The organism is Enterobacter sp. SA197 (assembly GCF_054131575.1).
The window spans coordinates 2,850,791-2,868,280 of sequence record NZ_CP096393.1; the positions used below are offsets into that span (position 1 = coordinate 2,850,791).

General features: G+C 50.8%; 17 protein-coding genes and 1 pseudogene. 9 read left to right on the forward strand and 9 right to left on the reverse strand.

The window, feature by feature from the left end; all coding sequences use genetic code 11:
* Positions 1–14 precede the first annotated feature (14 nt).
* Positions 15–701, reverse strand: a complete 687-nt coding sequence (proQ, locus tag M1D91_RS13335) for an RNA chaperone ProQ (RefSeq protein ID WP_437431598.1) — start codon at positions 699–701, stop codon at positions 15–17.
* 96 nt (positions 702–797) lie between these two features.
* A complete protein-coding gene (locus tag M1D91_RS13340; protein ID WP_437431599.1) occupies positions 798–1,295 on the reverse strand; it encodes a GAF domain-containing protein in 498 nt (165 codons plus the stop codon).
* Between the two features lie 132 nt (positions 1,296–1,427).
* Here M1D91_RS13340 and yebS point away from each other — a divergent pair, with 132 nt between their 5' ends.
* The 5 genes from yebS to M1D91_RS13365 all read left to right on the forward strand — a co-directional run bounded on the left by yebS (position 1,428) and on the right by M1D91_RS13365 (position 7,477).
* Positions 1,428–2,723 (forward strand): membrane integrity lipid transport subunit YebS, encoded by a 1,296-nt coding sequence (yebS, locus tag M1D91_RS13345; RefSeq protein ID WP_437431600.1) that lies wholly within the window; start codon positions 1,428–1,430, stop codon positions 2,721–2,723.
* Positions 2,680–5,313 (forward strand): PqiB family protein, encoded by a 2,634-nt coding sequence (locus tag M1D91_RS13350; protein ID WP_437431601.1) that lies wholly within the window; start codon positions 2,680–2,682, stop codon positions 5,311–5,313. Before yebS ends, M1D91_RS13350 begins: the two co-directional genes overlap by 44 nt.
* 79 nt (positions 5,314–5,392) lie before the next feature.
* Positions 5,393–6,838, forward strand: coding sequence for a 16S rRNA (cytosine(1407)-C(5))-methyltransferase RsmF (gene rsmF, locus M1D91_RS13355; RefSeq protein WP_437431602.1), 1,446 nt, complete (start codon positions 5,393–5,395; stop codon positions 6,836–6,838).
* A 103-nt stretch (positions 6,839–6,941) separates the two neighbouring features.
* Complete coding sequence (locus M1D91_RS13360; RefSeq protein WP_437431603.1) at positions 6,942–7,181, forward strand: YebV family protein; 240 nt, start codon at positions 6,942–6,944, stop codon at positions 7,179–7,181.
* A gap of 104 nt (positions 7,182–7,285) precedes the next feature.
* A complete protein-coding gene (locus tag M1D91_RS13365; protein ID WP_437431604.1) occupies positions 7,286–7,477 on the forward strand; it encodes a YdfD/YebW family protein in 192 nt (63 codons plus the stop codon).
* Here M1D91_RS13365 and pphA read toward each other — a convergent pair.
* Positions 7,478–8,123: pseudogene (pphA, locus tag M1D91_RS13370) on the reverse strand (protein-serine/threonine phosphatase).
* Positions 8,124–8,299: 176 nt separating this feature from the next.
* Here pphA and M1D91_RS13375 point away from each other — a divergent pair.
* Positions 8,300–9,241: a VirK/YbjX family protein gene (locus M1D91_RS13375; RefSeq protein ID WP_437431606.1), complete on the forward strand. Its 942-nt coding sequence runs from the start codon at positions 8,300–8,302 to the stop codon at positions 9,239–9,241.
* A gap of 390 nt (positions 9,242–9,631) precedes the next feature.
* Here the strand turns inward: M1D91_RS13375 and M1D91_RS13380 are convergent, their stop codons facing one another.
* A complete protein-coding gene (locus M1D91_RS13380) occupies positions 9,632–9,850 on the reverse strand; it encodes a hypothetical protein (RefSeq protein WP_437431607.1) in 219 nt (72 codons plus the stop codon).
* A gap of 449 nt (positions 9,851–10,299) precedes the next feature.
* On the opposite strand from M1D91_RS13380, the gene M1D91_RS13385 reads away from it, so the two are divergent.
* A complete protein-coding gene (locus M1D91_RS13385) occupies positions 10,300–10,971 on the forward strand; it encodes an SOS response-associated peptidase (RefSeq protein WP_437431608.1) in 672 nt (223 codons plus the stop codon).
* Positions 10,972–11,535: 564 nt separating this feature from the next.
* Here M1D91_RS13385 and M1D91_RS13390 read toward each other — a convergent pair.
* From M1D91_RS13390 to yobA, 4 genes are all read right to left on the reverse strand, one after another.
* Positions 11,536–11,805, reverse strand: a complete 270-nt coding sequence (locus tag M1D91_RS13390; RefSeq protein WP_437431609.1) for a hypothetical protein — start codon at positions 11,803–11,805, stop codon at positions 11,536–11,538.
* A gap of 957 nt (positions 11,806–12,762) precedes the next feature.
* On the reverse strand, positions 12,763–13,098 hold the full coding sequence (locus M1D91_RS13395) for a YebY family protein (protein WP_437431610.1): 336 nt from the start codon (positions 13,096–13,098) through the stop codon (positions 12,763–12,765).
* Positions 13,099–13,110: 12 nt separating this feature from the next.
* Complete coding sequence (gene copD, locus M1D91_RS13400) at positions 13,111–13,980, reverse strand: copper homeostasis membrane protein CopD (RefSeq protein WP_437431611.1); 870 nt, start codon at positions 13,978–13,980, stop codon at positions 13,111–13,113.
* Between the two features lie 3 nt (positions 13,981–13,983).
* Positions 13,984–14,358, reverse strand: a complete 375-nt coding sequence (gene yobA / locus M1D91_RS13405; RefSeq protein ID WP_437431612.1) for a CopC domain-containing protein YobA — start codon at positions 14,356–14,358, stop codon at positions 13,984–13,986.
* 137 nt (positions 14,359–14,495) lie between these two features.
* Between yobA and M1D91_RS13410 the strand changes: the two genes are divergently transcribed.
* Both M1D91_RS13410 and exoX read left to right on the forward strand, forming a co-directional pair.
* Positions 14,496–14,726 carry a DNA polymerase III subunit theta gene (locus M1D91_RS13410; RefSeq protein ID WP_437431613.1) on the forward strand — a complete coding sequence of 77 codons (231 nt, stop codon included), beginning with the start codon at positions 14,496–14,498 and terminating at the stop codon, positions 14,724–14,726.
* A gap of 11 nt (positions 14,727–14,737) precedes the next feature.
* Positions 14,738–15,400, forward strand: coding sequence for an exodeoxyribonuclease X (gene exoX, locus M1D91_RS13415; protein ID WP_437431663.1), 663 nt, complete (start codon positions 14,738–14,740; stop codon positions 15,398–15,400).
* On the opposite strand, the gene ptrB is transcribed toward exoX, so the two are convergent.
* Complete coding sequence (ptrB, locus tag M1D91_RS13420; RefSeq protein WP_437431614.1) at positions 15,397–17,457, reverse strand: oligopeptidase B; 2,061 nt, start codon at positions 17,455–17,457, stop codon at positions 15,397–15,399. The two genes, exoX and ptrB, sit on opposite strands and share 4 nt — an antisense overlap.
* Positions 17,458–17,490 lie beyond the last annotated feature (33 nt).

Genomic DNA, 17,490 nt, shown 5'->3' on the forward strand with positions numbered 1-17,490 from the left:
GCCAGGCCTCCGTTTCAGAACATCAAATGTTCTGCGCGTACAATCATCGACATACCCGAAGTAAGCTGTACGCGAACGCCATCTTTGGTGATTTCCGTTACGGTAGCGTCCATCGCATTATTACCCGCTTTTACCTTCAGGCTCTGGCCTACGCTCAGTACAGATAAGTCTGAAACTGGAGTGTGACGCTCTTCTTTAGGTGCGCGTTGGGGTTTTGCTGCAGGTTTATCAGCGCGCGCTTTTTGCTCACCACCCTCTTTACGACGGGGCGCTGGACGCGGTTTACGCTCACGGCGCGGCGCTTCTTCTGTCTCTCCGGCGGCAGCAGCAGCTTCACGTTTTTTCGCTTGTTGTTCTGCGCGCTGTGCCTGAACACGAGCCTTCGCTTCTTCAAGCTGCTTACGCGCATGTTCGACATGTTGCTCATCCAGCGCACCACAGTCATTACCGTCGAGATCAACACGGATCGCGCCAGCTTTGATACCGTAGAGATAGCGCCAGCTTGATGTATAAAGGCGTAAGGCTGAACGAAGCTGAGTTTTGCTGAGGCTCATCTCACCTTCAACACGTTCAACAAGGTCCTGAAAAATACCAATTTTCAGGGGACGCGCTTCGCCTTCTGCACTGAAACAGTGAGGAAAACGTTCGGCCAGAAACGCGATAACTTCTTTACTGCTATTCAACTTAGGTTGATTTTCCATGAAATTTCCTGATTACAACGGACGTTGCCAACAAGCGCAGGCATGAACAGGCGTCATTATAATGACGCTATCAGTAATTGCTACGTTATCCGTTGATTATCCTGCGACGTCCGTAAAGAATTTTTTGTGATCGGTGTTTTCGAGAACGTTTTGAAGGTGTGAAACCAGCTCACGTAAACCACTTTCATCCTCATGAGTAAAACGAGAATATTCAACGCTGTCGATATCCAGTACGCCAATAATTCTATTATTCACCGTAATTGGTAAAACGATTTCGGAATTACTGGCGGCATCGCAGGCGATATGACCATCAAACTGATGCACATCTTCCACACGCTGCACCTGGTTTTGCGCAACTGCCGTACCACATACACCCCGACCAACCGGGATACGCACGCAGGCCAGCTTGCCCTGAAACGGCCCGAGAACAAGCGTATCGCCTTCAAGAAGGTAAAATCCTGCCCAATTTACGCCACTCAAGCGCTCAAACAGCAATGCGCTGGTGTTCGCCAGAGTAGCCAGAAAACTGGTTTCTCCTGCCATTAACGCCTGAAAATCACGGTTTAAATCCGCGTAAAATTCTGTTTTGTTCATTTTCCAGTCACTTTAAGTCTTGCGATGTCTTACTGCATAGCCTATTAAAATAAGCATTAAATGCGTTGATGCTCAAGAAGTTCCAATCATGAGTTAAGATAGTAGCATTCCTGAATTTATCATTTGCTTGCAATGGCCCTTAAAAACCGACAGATAACGCCTGCTAAAAAGATGGCCGTCCATGCCATTGGCGACCCATTGCCACGCGCACACTATCAGCGATGCCCGCAATGCGATACGCTTTTTGCATTGCCGGTGATGAAATCGCACCAAAGCGCCTTTTGCCCGCGCTGTGACGCCAAAATCCGTGACGGGCGGGACTGGTCATTGACTCGTCTGGCCGCCATGGCGATCACCATGCTGCTATTAATGCCCTTTGCATGGAGCGAACCACTGCTACATCTCTATTTGCTTGGCGTGCGTATTGACGCAGACGTGCTGCAAGGCATTTGGCAAATTGTAGCCCAGGGCGACCCCTTAACCGCAGCTATGGTGCTGTTTTGTGCAGTAGGCGCCCCGCTCATTCTGGTCGCGGCGATTGCCTATCTATGGCTGGGAAACATTCTCGGCATGAATCTTAGACCCATTTTACTCATGCTGGAGAAGCTGAAAGAGTGGGTCATGCTGGATATCTACCTCGTCGGCATCGGTGTCGCCTCCATTAAAGTGCAGGATTACGCTTACCTGCGTCCTGGCATCGGTCTGATTGCGTTCATCGCGCTGGTCATTCTCAGCATCATGACCATTATTCACCTTAACGTTGAGCAACTTTGGGAGCGTTTCTATCCCCAGCGTCCCGCCCGGCGCCCTGATGAGAAACTACGGGTCTGCCTGGGATGCCATTTTACCGGCTTTCCCGACCCGCGAGGCCGTTGTCCCCGCTGCCACATTCCTTTACGCGTTCGCCGCCGTCAAAGTGTGCAAAAAAGCTGGGCTGCACTCATCGCCTCGATGATTTTTCTCTTTCCGGCCAACCTGTTGCCCATATCCGTGATTTATATAAACGGTGCCCGTCAACAGGACACGATTATGTCGGGCATTATCTCGCTTGCCGAAAGCAATATCGCCGTCGCTGCCGTGGTATTTATCGCCAGTATTCTGGTGCCATTTACCAAAGTTATTGTGATGATTACACTGCTGCTTAGCATCCACTTTAAGTTTGAGGAGGGGTTGCGCGCGCGCCTCACCATGTTACGTATCGTCACATGGATTGGTCGCTGGTCCATGCTTGATTTGTTCGTCATCTCGCTAACGATGTCACTGATTAATCGCGATCAATTGCTTGCATTTACTATGGGACCCGCTGCGTTTTACTTCGGCGCAGCGGTAATATTGACTATTCTTGCTGTGGAATGGCTGGACAGCCGCTTACTTTGGGATGCACATGAGTCAGGAAACCCCCGCTTCGCCGACAGAAGCGCGCATTAAAACCAAACGTCGCATTTCGCCTTTCTGGATTCTGCCGGTTCTTGCACTGCTCATTGCCGGCTGGCTCATCTGGAACAGTTATGAAGATCGCGGCAATACCATCACAATCGATTTTATGTCGGCAGACGGGATCGTTGTTGGCCGCACGCCCGTTCGCTATCAGGGTGTGGAAGTGGGTACAGTTGAGGACATTCGCCTGAGCGAAGATCTGAAAAAGATCGAGGTACGCGCCAGCATTAAATCCAATATGAAAGATGCGTTGCGTAATGAAACGCAGTTCTGGCTGGTCACGCCAAAAGCCTCACTGGCTGGCGTTTCCGGGCTGGATGCGCTGGTCGGCGGCAACTACATCGGCATGATGCCAGGCAAAGGTGAACCGCAGGAGCATTTTGTTGCGCTGGATACCCAGCCCAAATATCGGCTCAATAACGGCGAGTTAATGATTCACCTTCATGCTCCCGATCTCGGTTCCCTTAACAGCGGGTCGCTGGTTTATTTTCGCAAAATCCCGGTCGGTCGCGTTTACGATTACTCGATTAATGCCAATAAACAGGGCGTGACCATTGATGTACTTATCGAAAGACGCTTTACCAACCTTATCAAAAAAGGGAGCCGTTTCTGGAACGTCTCCGGTGTGGATGCTGATCTGAGCCTGAGCGGAGCGAAAGTAAAACTTGAAAGCCTAGCGGCACTGGTCAATGGCGCTATTGCATTTGACTCCCCGGAAGGCTCTGCCCATGCCGATCAGGATGATGAATTTGGCCTCTATGAAGACCTCGCCCATAGTCAGCGCGGGGTGCTGGTTAAGCTGGATTTACCCGACGGGAAAGGCCTTAAGGCAGGCTCTACCGCGCTAATGTACCAGGGGCTGGAAGTGGGTGAGCTGACCAAAATCAACCTCGACCCGGGCGGCACCGTTACCGGTGAGATGACGGTCGATCCGGGCATTGTTAATCTGCTTCGCGACAATACGCGAATCGAAATGCGCAGCCCTAAACTTTCGTTAAACAATGCCAGCGTCAGTTCACTCCTGACGGGTACCACGCTGGAACTGGTGCCAGGCGAAGGCCAGCCGCGAAATCATTTTGTGGTGTTGCCTTCGGATAAAACGCTGTTACAGGAACCAGGCGTCGTAACCCTGACGCTTAAGGCCCCCGAAAGTTATGGTATCGATGCCGGGCAACCTCTGGTGTTGCATGGCGTACAGGTAGGTCAGGTACTTGATCGCGATCTCACCAACAAAGGCGTCTCCTTTGCTATCGCCATCGACCCGCAGTATCGCGACCTGGTGAAGGGTGACAGTAAGTTTGTGGTAAACAGCCGGGTCGACGTCAAAGTAGGCCTGGACGGCGTTGAGTTTCTAGCCGCCAGCGCGAATGAGTGGCTCAGCGGGGGTATTCGTATATTGCCTGGCACCAAAGGCGATATGAAGCCTGACTACCCGCTCTTCGCTAATCTCGATAAGGCTCTGGAAAACAGCCTCAGCGATCTGCCGACCACGACCCTCACGCTGACCGCCGATACGCTGCCTGATGTTCAGGCCGGTTCTGTTGTGCTTTATCGTAAGTTTCAGGTCGGCGAAATCATTACCGTTCGCCCTCGCGCAAATGCCTTCGATATTGAAGTTCATATCAAACCCGAGTATCGCTCACTGTTGACCAACAACAGTGTGTTCTGGGCTGAAGGGGGAGCGAAAGTACAGCTCAACGGTAGCGGTCTGACCGTGCAGGCATCGCCGCTGTCGCGCGCCATCAAAGGCGCCATCAGCTTCGATAACCTTAGCGGTGCCGGCGCCAGTGCGCGCAAAGGCGACAAGCGTATTCTTTATGCCTCCGAAACCACGGCGCGTGCGGTAGGTAGCCAGATAACCCTGCATGCCTTCGATGCCGGCAAGCTCGCAGCCGGGATGCCGATTCGTTATCTGGGTATTGATATCGGGCAGATCTCTAATCTGCAGCTCATTACCGACCGGAGCGAAATAGAGGCAACCGCCGTGCTGTATCCGGAGTATGTGCAGAAATTTGCCCGTAACGGCACCCGTTTCTCGGTGGTCACACCGCAAATCTCCGCTGCGGGCGTCGAAAATCTTGATACGATTTTGCAACCCTATATCAATGTCGAACCCGGTCATGGCGAGACGCGCAGAGAGTTTGAGATTCAGGAGGCGACAATCACTGACTCACGTTATCTCGATGGCCTGAATATCGTGGTTGAGGCACCTGAAGCTGGTTCACTGAACATCGGCACGCCGGTGCTTTTCAGAGGTATTGAGGTTGGCACCGTGACGGGGTTAATGCTTGGTTCCATGTCTGACAGAGTGATGGTCGGTTTACGCATCAGCAAGCGGTATCAGCATCTGGTGAGAAACAACTCCGTCTTCTGGCTGGCGTCAGGTTATTCCCTGGACTTTGGTCTGACAGGCGGCGTGGTTAAAACCGGCACCTTCAACCAGTTCATTCGCGGTGGCGTGGCCTTTGCTACTCCGCCTGGCGTGCCGCTTGCGCCAAAAGCGCAACCGGACAAACACTTCCTGTTGCAGGAAAGCGAACCGAAAGAGTGGCGGCAGTGGGGGACCGCACTGCCCCGCTAATTAACGCTTTGCTCCGGCGTGCCTGCGCCGGAGCGAGTGTGTTACACTGCGCGCCTCTTCGATTCCTGTGGTATTCCTCGTGGCTCAAAACGCTGTATATCTCCCTGATGACTTCCTGGCTCAAATGCGTGACGCCATGCCTGCCAGCCTCTCCTTTGACGACTTTATCGCTGCCTGCCAGCGCCCGTTGCGTCGGAGTATTCGTGTCAATACTCTCAAAATTTCTGTTGAGCGCTTTCTGGCGCTTGTTGCCCCTTACCAGTGGCACCTTACGCCGGTTCCCTGGTGCGACGAGGGCTTCTGGATCGAGCGGGAAGATGAGGACGCCCTGCCCTTAGGCAGTACCGCAGAACATCTCAGCGGGCTGTTCTACATTCAGGAAGCCAGTTCCATGCTGCCGGTAAGCGCGCTATTCGCCGATGGCGAACTGCCGGAGCGGGTCATGGACGTTGCCGCAGCACCAGGATCAAAAACCACCCAGATTGCAGCGCGCATGGGTAATAGCGGCGTGATTCTGGCCAATGAATACTCTGCCAGTCGTGTGAAGGTATTGCACGCTAACATCAGCCGCTGTGGGATTACTAACGTTGCCCTGACCCATTTTGATGGCCGCGTCTTTGGCCCGGCGTTGCCCGAGGCTTTTGACGCCATTCTGCTCGATGCTCCCTGCTCCGGCGAAGGTGTAGTGCGCAAAGATCCGGATGCCCTGAAAAACTGGTCTCATGCCAGTAATCTTGAGATTGCTGCCACGCAACGGGAACTTATCGACAGTGCTTTTCACGCGCTACGCCCTGGTGGAACCTTAGTCTACTCAACCTGCACTCTGAACCGGGACGAGAACGAAGCTGTCTGCCACTGGCTTTTGCAGCAGTATCCTGACGCAGTCGAGTTTGTGCCGCTGGGGGACCTGTTTTGCGGAGCCGGGAAAGCATTAACCGCTGAAGGCTTTCTGCATGTCTTTCCTCAAACCTATGACTGCGAAGGTTTTTTTGTTGCCCAGCTACGTAAACGCGCCGCTGTCACCCCGCTTCCCACGCCGCAGTACAAAGTGGGTAACTTTCCGTTTACTCGCGTAAAACCGCGTGAATCCAGCCAGATGATAGCCGCCGCTGCCGCTGTTGGCCTTCGCTGGGAGGACGAATTACAGCTCTGGCAACGCGATAAAGAGATTTGGTTATTCCCGAAAGCCATCGATGCTCTGCTCGGAAAAGTCCGTTTTTCACGTATCGGCCTGAAACTTGCCGAAACCCATAATAAAGGTTTTCGCTGGCAGCACGAGGCCATTGTTGCGCTGGCCGATGTCACTCATCCTTCAGCCTTTGAGCTATCGCTCACGGAAGCGCAGGAGTGGTACCGTGGGCGCGATCTCTATCCACACGCGGCTTTGGCGCAGGATGACGTGCTCGTAACCTATCAGCATCAGCCTTTGGGGCTGGCGAAAAAAATCGGTTCCCGGCTTAAAAACAGCTATCCGCGTGAACTGGTACGCGATGGTCGTTTGTTTGCCGCCCCGGATGAGTCGTAGAAAAAACGCACGATTCGACTGGCATCTTGTCATTTGTTGTACCAGGCTAAAAAGTGGACGGCTTTACTGGTCGTACCACATTTTTCCATCAACGGAGAGCATTATGACGAAGACCAGCGTGCGTATTGGCGCATTTGAAATCGATGATGCCGAGTTGCAGGGCGAAACTCAGGGTGAACGTACTTTGCGCATCCCCTGCTCATCCGACCCGGATCTTTGTATGCAACTTGATGCCTGGGACGCGGATACCAGCATTCCGGCGATCCTTGACGGCGAACATTTTGTACTGTACCGCGAGCATTACGATCAACAATCTGACACCTGGATCATGCGCCTTGCCTGATTCATCGGGAACCCGTCCGTAAGACGGGTTATTTACCCGCTTCATTTCCCCTGTCACCGTTCATCCCCTACACTTAGTCCAGGTTGTCATGGTCTGAGGATGTAATGTTCGCGCTGGTTCTTTTTGTTTGCTATCTGGATGGTGGATGCGACGAAATCGTCGTTGATGTGTTCAACACTGAGAAGCAGTGCATGGTGGCAATGGACGTTCAACGTCTGCGCTATGGTGGATGCTTTCCGGTTGAAGATTTCATTGATGGTTTCTGGCAACCCGCACAGGAATACAGTGATTTTTAACTACTGCACGCGCACCAGCGTCAGCGCGCCGCCAAATACGGCTCCGGTGTCGATATAGTGCTGGTTTTCCACATCAAGCCGCTGTTTCAGCGGCGTATGGCCGAACCAGAAGTGTTCGGCACCATAGATAAACTCCCCCTTGCCGGCGAGATGCCGGGTTAGCCGCTCCCGGTTCCACAATACCGCCGCTTCGTTGATTGTCTGTTGCCATTTATAACGTGGTGCCGGGTAGTCAGCATGGGCAATAATATGAGTGCCGCTCTGGCTATGCAGTTCAATAATAAGCGGCCACGATGCGCTGTCGAGCAGGAGCGCCTCAGCCTGCTGTTTATGCCCGGAACTTAACGTTGTAAACCAACTGCCACCATTCAAAAGCCATAAGGTTTCATCACCTTTCTGAAGTGCCTCCATCGCCATCTGTTCATGGTTGCCGCGCACGGTTCTGAACCAGGGTTTTTTTTATTAATTCCAGACATGCGAGGCTCTCCGGACCACGGTCGATGAGATCGCCCACAGCAATTAACAAATCCTGCCAGGGATCGAAGTGCTGCTCGCGTAATTGCTCAGTCAGTTGCCTCAGGCATCCGTGCACATCACCCACAATCCAGATATAACGCCATCTTTTACCGTCGATACGCAGATACATATTTCTCTCCCCCTGATATTTAGTATAGAGAGAGGTCTTGACTGTGCCTGTTTATTAAAAAACATGCGATTAACCTCAATCTCCCCTAAACGAACCGGAAATAAAAGTCAGCACCGCTTCAGTTTATAATTCTTCACTCTTTAGAATGGTATTTGAAACATTGAGAGGTGCTTATCGTGTCAAATATCAGTCTGCAAACAAAAACGCTGCCATCAACCCGCAGACAAATTATCAGTGAACTGGTTACCGGTCGTTTAATTCCTGGGCCTATCTGGCGTAAGCGAGAGTATCGTTTTAAGTTTTTATTGCGCTCACTGCTGTTCTGGCCCTCGACCGTCAGGATGCTCAGCGCACTGGCACAGCGCCCCAATTTTGAAGAGATGCTTCATGCGCAGGTTACCCTTCCGAGTAAATCTCACCGTCAGTATCTGACTCTGGGTCTGAATGCTTCGCGCCGCGCCGATGCGATTGTGAGCCATTATGCATGGCTTGATTCGCAACTCTCTGCCCGGGCTGCAGACGCGCTGACGGCAACAGCGCCACAGCAAATCCTGCAGTTTACGGGGCGCAATGAAGCCCATTTTTACGTATGTGCCTCAGGGGCGCACAAAGCAGAGCGTGAAGGTGAAAGCACGCTGTGGCTTTATGACGGTAACGATGCGCTGCTGGCAAGCGTGACGTTCAGCGTGACGGTTGAAAAAGGTATTCGCACGTTAATGATTGGCGGGCTGCAGGGACCACGCAAAAATGTTTCTCATGAGGCCATTAAAATTGCGACCAAAGCCTGCCACGGTATATTCCCCAAGCGTTTACTTCTTGAAGCGTTATGGCAGATGTGTGCCAGCACCGATATTAAAGCAATGTATGGCGTGAGTGATAACGGTCATGTCTTTCGTGCGTGGCGATACCGTTTCAGTAAAGGCCGGGATTTCCATGCCAGTTACGATGAATTCTGGGCCTCCATTGAGGGTATCAAAAGTGATAAATATCGCTGGCGTTTACCCATGCAGATGGCGCGTAAGCCACTGGAGGATATCGCCAGTAAAAAAAGAGCAGAATATCGCCGACGCTTTGAATTACTCGATGAAATACAGTCCTCACTGCATAATTTTTTCTAAGCAATACTGATAAGGCACGTTACGGTGCCTTGCCACCATCATTTATTTCTGGGCCGCCTTCGCCTTCCAGGATATATCGTTACGCGGCGCTATTTAATGTTAGGGTATTCATTCCATTCCACGGCCCGGAGGGGCTATTTCAAATTTAAAATTCATTTGCCCGGTTTGCGGCGGCAATCATTTTTTCTTTACACAGTTTTGCCCTGAAAAAACTCATTTACATGGCGCACTATGTTCAGTCTGCGGCGCGAGGGTAACGTTAAAAGCCTGTCTGCCAAAAAGACGTCGGTGGGTGAAACCGGTTTGTTGAAAGTGAGGATAGCCCCGCACACAGGCACCACACTGAAGCAGCATTAAAAGCCGCACCCGGAACGGATGCAGCAGGAAGGATTAGTAAAATTGCCTGATTGCCTGTTCCGTCTCACGGGCGCTGACCAGGTCAGAAAACTTTGCAATGAGGAATTCTTCCCCATCAAGCACGTAGGTTTCAATCGGGAGATCCAGGAAGGATCGCTGATCGTTTCGATAGCTGACTTTCTTCAGGTCATCATCAACAGAAAGATGTTCGACCTTGCCACCGGGGAGTATTACCACAACATCTTTGCTCATGTCGTTATCCTCAGTTTTGTTTAAATTGCATACGACAGTAGCACACCTTTTCGACCACCGTCTCTTGTTAAATTGTGCTTCGCCAGTTCGCCAGCCCCACCCGTTGGACAAAATAAAAAACGCTGGAGGTTTTCAGGCCAGATTGTGGTATGTCTAGTGTGCAGGTTTGGCACCATTGCCGGGTTGAAAATAGAAAACCTTGCAGTTCAGACGTATAAAAAAGACCGGCTACGATTCCTATCAAGGTTGCTTCCTATAAATCTCTTTCAATATCATTAAGTTAAACCGCTACACCTCTTGAAAACACTCTCCAATGCTTATCATTGCATCCATTCAGGATCAAACACTTGTGCTATTTTTTGAGTCTCCCTCGGAGTAATCTCGTGATCTGATTTAGATCGTCAGATCAGCAGCACTAGCTACACTTGCAGAAATAAACTGGAGGTTCTATGTGCGGACGTTTTGCTCAAGCGCAGACGCGTGAAGAATACCTGGCCTACCTGGCAGATGATAACGATCGCGATATTGCCTATGACCCCGAACCCATTGATCGTTACAACGCAGCCCCTGGCACAAAAGTATTGCTGCTGAGTGAACGCGACGAACTACTGCATTTGGACCCGGTCCACTGGGGATATGCGCCTGGCTGGTGGGATAAGCCCGCATTAATAAATGCACGTGTCGAAACTGCGGCTACCAGCAGAATGTTTAAGCCACTATGGCAGCACGGCCGGGCGATCTGTTTCGCAGATGGCTGGTTCGAGTGGAAGAAGGAAGGTGATAAAAAACAGCCCTACTTCATCCATCGTGCCGACGGTGAGCCAATTTTTATGGCTGCAATTGGCAGTACGCCGTTTGAGCGAGGCGATGAAGCTGAGGGTTTTTTGATTGTGACCGCAGCCGCTGATAAAGGGCTGGTCGATATTCATGACAGAAGACCGTTGGTATTGTCACCGGACGCAGCCCGGGCATGGATGCGGCAGGATATTGGCGGAAAGGCAGCGGAAGAGATAGCAGCCGACGGCGCAGTGACGGCTGACAAATTTATCTGGCACGCCGTCACGCGTGCGGTCGGGAATGTGAAGAATCAGGGGGCGAACTTAATCGAACCGATAACATAAATCATCAAATAACCGGGCAACCGTCCTCATCCGCCCGGTCTACAAAAAACGTGACCAGACCGATCACCTGAGTTCCCTCCATACCCTCGCCCTCGTAAACGTCACCATCAGGCGTGACGAACGCCTGTCCATGCAGTCGTACTAACTGAAATCTAATGCTCCCTCCAATAAGCAGAGTATCCCCCTGCTCGATTCTGGTCGGTTGCGTTTCCACAATCGCGTACCCGGTTGCGGTGTCTGTCACTCCGGTTGTGGGGTTAACCGCAGACTGTATTCAGGTCTCTTCAAAATCAACATTCGGGAATAAGCGCTCACTACAGAAGCAAGGAATCGTCCTTCTTCTCAATCAATAGCAGGTTCTATGAAGACTCAGTTATCCCTGTCCCTTGCCATCGAACTGGCACCATCAATCACCGCGATTGTTAAGAGAGTCTCCCTGGCAATCAGTTTTTGGCTTCTTTATCGCTGCTCACTATTAAAGCCCCTCAGTGAGGCACTTCTGTATTTGATGGCAATAAAAGCCACCAGCGGATGCCAGTGGCTTGGTACAACCCAAATGATTACTTAGTCAGTAGTAAGCATTACATACTCAGAAATCAATAGTGCCTTTTGCGAATACTCTGTTGCCAGCCGCTCAAGTTCATTGGCATCCATCTTTCCAGACTGTGAGTTTTTGATATAAGCAGCTATTACACATTCATGCAGCAAGATATAAGGGTTCTGGTTGATTATCTCTTTTATGGCCAGAAAAAATGTTGCCAGATCATCGGTTTGCCCCGTATGCCAGGTTGGACGATTAAGCCATTCGTTTAACGCATCAAGACCCTTAAGCATAAGACCTCCTGTTTGTGGAATCCCATTCTCCCACCAAAGCAGTTATATCAAAAATTTTTTTGCATTATCACAGGCACTCATTGAATGCCTGCTGTAATGCTTGACAAATTTTATCAGTGATCACTTTCCTGAGAGGCCGGGTTATAGTGTTTTATAACCCTGGAGGAGCAATGAAAAAATGAAATGCATTCCACAGTGAAGGATTCATTGCCAAAAGACCTACCGAAAGGAATGAAAATAGACATAAAGATGCCAAAAATATTAAAACTTTCTTTTTAAATAGGCTCCACTTTGAATAGATGAAATATGTAACTCCAATTATTATTACTGCCTGAGCAATATACGGCGTCCATGACAACGGGTAACCAAACATAAAATGGGGGAAAAACAGGATCACATTATTAATGTAAGAATAATCCCTGCCCCGCAAAACACGTTATCTGTAAAGGAAAGCAGTTCGGACCACACCCGCCGCCTTATCATGAGATCAGGAGTCTGGCCACCAGAGTGTATTAAAAGGAGCGTGGAGAAGAATTCGCGCAGCGATTACTCGGATATAAAAACATTGCTATGACAAAAAAATACCTGGACGCTCGCGGTGCGGAGTATGTTATGGTTTAGCCCTAGTATGTAGTTTTCGAGTAATTTTCGTGGAATTTCGAGGGAAGCGATAAAAACACGTTAGAAAACATACATATAAAAAAAGACCGAATACGATTCCTGTATTCGGTCCAGGGAAATGGCTCTTGGGAGAGAGCCGTGCGCTAAAAGTTGGCATTAATGCAGGCTAAGTCGCCTTGCACTTTAAGAATAGATGACGACGTCAGGTTTTCCAGTTTGCCGCAAAAGCACGCTGAAAAATTAGGTTATCGTCACGCTTAAAAATGTTAAAACCGCAAGACTTCTTGATTAAGCCTTGCGGTTTTTTATTGTAAATCAAAAAGTTGAATTGTTTTTTTAACAAAGCGTCTCTGCTCGGGCAATAAAAGGCGCCAGGCTCATTTTTTCACCCGCACGGGCCGGATTATCGACCTGAATGACAGCGATTGGTTGTGCTGTCGTCTTACCGCTTTTCACCTGTTCTTCGGCTATATCATTCAGCGGATATTGCACCAGCGTGCTCGGGTTAATCACATACAACGCCTTGCCCGGACGACAGGTAAGCATCACCTCTTCGCGGTTAAATGCCCAGTTGTCTTTCCCCATCTCAAAACGGCTCACCGTAATAACTGATGGTGCCGCAGAGGCTGCTGCAGAAAAGGCCATTAATAATATCAATAGATTCTTTTTCATCGTTTCCCCGTCTCAGAAGGGTTCCCAGGTAGCAAACAGACTTACCGCGCCCAGTACCAGCGCGCCCAGTACTACCTCAGTCCATGTCATAAAAATGAGTGTTTGTTGCGCAGACGAAGGTTTCCGGCTCAGACGCGGCACCAGAACATACCTGTTCACTAACGCAATTGCCACCATTAGCAGGGCCAGCGCACTTTTGATCAACAGCATACGCCCCCAGTCAGTGCTCCAGGGCCATGAGATGCCCTGAATAAAGATCGTGTTCACTACCCCCGTTATCAATACACCTGCTACCGCCAGATGGCCGTACCGGGAGAATCCCATCAGCGCTGAAACCGACTCATGTTGCCAGCGTCGTTGCGTAAGGCTCATACAATAAATGACTGGCAACAGACCTCCAAACCACATGGAGGCGCAGAGTAAATGAACCGCATGATTAGCGCGCTGCAGCAGGCCTGGCAGGCCATCCAGCATCGCGGCATGCCCGACGCCTGCCATTAACACTAACTGAGCGGCGCATAGCAGCATGAGGTTTCGCTGCAGCCAAGGGCGCATCATTGCAACGATCAGGGTGAAAACAGCAATGACTATTTGCCAGAGCCACACACCGCCGAACCGGGTGCCCGCTAAGGCGAACCACGTTGCTGGCTGCCAGACATCCTGCCAGCCGTCCCCCATGATACCAGCCTGCAGAGGGTACATCAGAAGCGCACTCAGCGCGGTTAATACCAGGCAGATGCGTTGCAGCGTCCTGAAATCCCTGGCCATGACGCTCTGTAAAGCAGCAGGGGCCAGACGATTGATATAAAACGCTACGCCGAAACTCAGCATCAGAGCGCTGAAATGGATGAAACGCAACACCACATAACCTGAACTGAGCATGGGTTACTTCACGGTAAAGGAGTAAGTTCCACGCGTTTTGTGACCATCAACCGAAACGACATGCCAGTCAACGTTATACACCCCTGGTTGCAGGCTTTGCTCCAGAGGGACAACAAGCTGTGTGTCGTTATCTTTATCATGGGTGGCTTTGCCGGTTCTGATGGTCTGCTTCTTGCTATCCGTAAGCGTTAAGCCACTGAATGCAGGTTCAATCCCTTCAGAAAAGTTGAGGGTCAGCGCCTTTACATTCGTGGTCGCTTGCGAACTGGCGGCCGGGATCTGCGTTTTTAAATGCGCATGAGCAAAGGCCAATGGTGTAGTCAACAGCATACTGACAAGAAGCAGAACATGACGGGTGCCTGCGGCAGTGAAGACCATATTAGTCATTCCTTTACGTTATGTATTTAGGGTCGAGGATAACGCTGTATAATGTGTGCGTCGAGTATGATCATCTGTGCTCTTGTCTTTCTGCGACGGGCTTAGTACCTTTTTCGGCGTGAACTCAGGAGAAAAGAATGAATACGAATCTGGCCCATCTCTCGCAAGAGGAAATGGACAAAGTGAATGTCGATCTGGCAGCGGCGGGTGTGGCGTTTAAAGAGCGCTATAATATGCCGGTTATTGCTGAAGTGGTCGAGCGGGAGCAGCCCGAACACCTGCGCACCTGGTTTCGCGAACGACTCATCGCCCACCGTCTGACATCTGTGAACCTTTCCCGCCTGCCTTATGAGCCGAAATCGAAATGACTACGAGTAGCGTGTTAAGGGTTATCGATACCGAAACCTGTGATTTGCAGGGCGGTATTGTTGAAATTGCCTCAGTGGATGTGGTGGACGGGCAAATTATTAACCCGCAGAGCCATCTGGTGCGCCCGGACAGACCCATCAGCCAGCAGGCGATGGCTATCCATCGCATCACGGAAGCGATGGTTGCGCATCAGCCGTGGATTGAAGAGGTGATCCCTCACTATTACGGTAGTGAATGGTATGTCGCCCATAATGCCAGTTTTGACAGACGCGTACTTCCCGAGATGCCCGGAGAATGGATATGCACCATGAAGCTGGCCCGCCGGTTATGGCCCGGCATTAAGTACAGCAATATGGCGCTCTATAAATCCCGCAAGCTGAGCGTACAGACGCCCGCAGGGTTGCATCACCATCGGGCATTATATGACTGCTACATTACGGCGGCTTTACTGATTGATATTATGAATACGTCGGGCTGGACGCCAGAACATATGGTGACGGTAACGGGTCGCCCTGCATTGATGACCACCTTTACCTTCGGGAAGTATCGCGGTAAAGCGGTTTCCGAAGTCGCTGAACGCGACCCCGGTTATTTGCGCTGGTTGTTTAATAACCTTGATAAGATGAGTCCTGAACTGCGTCTCACGCTAAAACACTATCTCGGTGAGCATTAATCCTGGCGTGAAGCTTTCAGGGTTCCCTGCGCCAGCCCGATAAGAAATGCATATTCCATCGCGACACCTTCCCAGGACTTAAACCTCCCCGATTTTCCGCCATGCCCGGAGTCCATATCGGTACAGAGCAGCAGAATATTGTCATCGGTTTTGAGCTCGCGTAATTTTGCCACCCATTTCGCCGGTTCCCAGTACTGTACCTGAGAATCGTGCAGACCCGTGGTCACCAGCAGGTGGGGGTATGGATGCGCGCCAACGTTATCGTAAGGACTGTAACTCTTCATATAATGGTAAAAAGTTTCATCCTGAGGATTGCCCCACTCTTCGAATTCACCTGTTGTCAGCGGGATAGATTCATCCAGCATCGTGGTCAGGGTGTCGACAAAAGGCACCTGCGCCACCACACCATGAAACAGCGAAGGACGTTCATTGATAACGGCACCCAGAAGCAGTCCACCCGCGCTCCCGCCCATACCGTAGCAGTATAAAGGGGAGCCATACCCCTGCGCGAGCAGGGAATCGGTGACGTCTATGTAATCATGGAAGGTATTTTTCTTCTTAAGGAATTTGCCGTCTTCATACCACTGCTGACCTAACTCCCCTCCTCCACGAATATGGGCAATGGCAAAAACAAAGCCGCGATCCAGTAAGCTCAGCCGGCTACTACTGAAATCTGCATCCATGCTCGCACCATAGGATCCATATCCATAAACCAGGAGTGGGTTCTCCCCTTTTCGGAAATACTTGTGGTTGTAGACAAGCGATACGGGGACTTCGACGCCATCACGCGCGCGTACCCACACATGTTCACTGCGATAATTCGACGCATCAAAACCGGCCACTTCCGACTGCTTAATGACACGACGTTCACCCGTATCCATATCCAGTTCGAACAGCGTGTCCGGCGTCGTCATGGAAGAGTAACCGTAACGCAGGCGCGAGGTTTCCGGCTCGGGATTATAGGCAACCCAGGTAACATACGCGGGATCATCGAAGGCAATTCCCGTTACCTCCCGCGTTTTACGGTTGATTTGACGAAGGCTGGTCAGCCCACGCTGACGCTCTTCAACCACTAACCAGTCGGTAAAAAGGGTAAACCCTTCCAGCATAATATTTTCGCGCGCCGGGATAAGCACTTCCCAGCGCCTTTCGTCACGGACTTTCGTCCGGTAGAGGCCGAAATTTTTACCGTCGCGGTTAGAACGCAGATAAAAGGTATGCTGGAAATGATCGAGGCTGTACTCATGGTCTTTGCGGCGTGGAAGAAAACAGAGTGGTTGCGCATCGGGCAGCTCCGCATCCAGGAGTAATACCTCACTGGTCGTTGCACTCGACAGATGAATAATGATGTAGTGCTGTGAGGTGGTTTTACCTAAGCCTACATAAAACGTATCGTCTTTTTCTTCGTAAATAAGCTCATCGGCGCTGGAAGGGGTGCCTACCGTATGCCGCCATACCTGATAAGGCAGCAGGGTTACAGCATGCTTTCGCACGTAATAGATTGTTTCTGAGTCATTCACCCAGACAAACTCAGGCGCGACATTGTCGAGCATTTCCGGGTACCAGTTCCCCGTTTCCAGATTACGAAACCGTAAGCCATACTGCCGTCTCGACAGATAATCCTCTGCCAGGGCCATTATTTTGTTGTCCGGGGTAATAGCAAAGCCCCCCAGCGTATAAAAATCACTATGGGCTGCACGTTTATTACCATCGAGCAGAACCTGCCACTCATCCCACTCAGCAGACAAGACAGACTGACGCTGGTAGATGGCATATTCACAGCCAGGTTCATAGACGTGTCTGTAACGATATCCATTTTTCACATAAGGAGCTGACACCTCACGCGGAGGGATACGGGCAATGATTTCCGCGAGCAGTTTATCCTGCAACGCCTGCTGGGACGCCATCACACGGCGACCATAATCATTTTCATCCCGGAGGTAGTCCAGCACTTCTGGCTGCGTTCGGGTATCGTCCCGTAGCCAGTAGTAGTTGTCCAGGCGCGTGTCACCATGCAGTGTCATGGTGTGAGGAAGTTGTTTAGCTTTCGGCGGCATAACATTTTACTTATTTATTCGACACTCTATAAG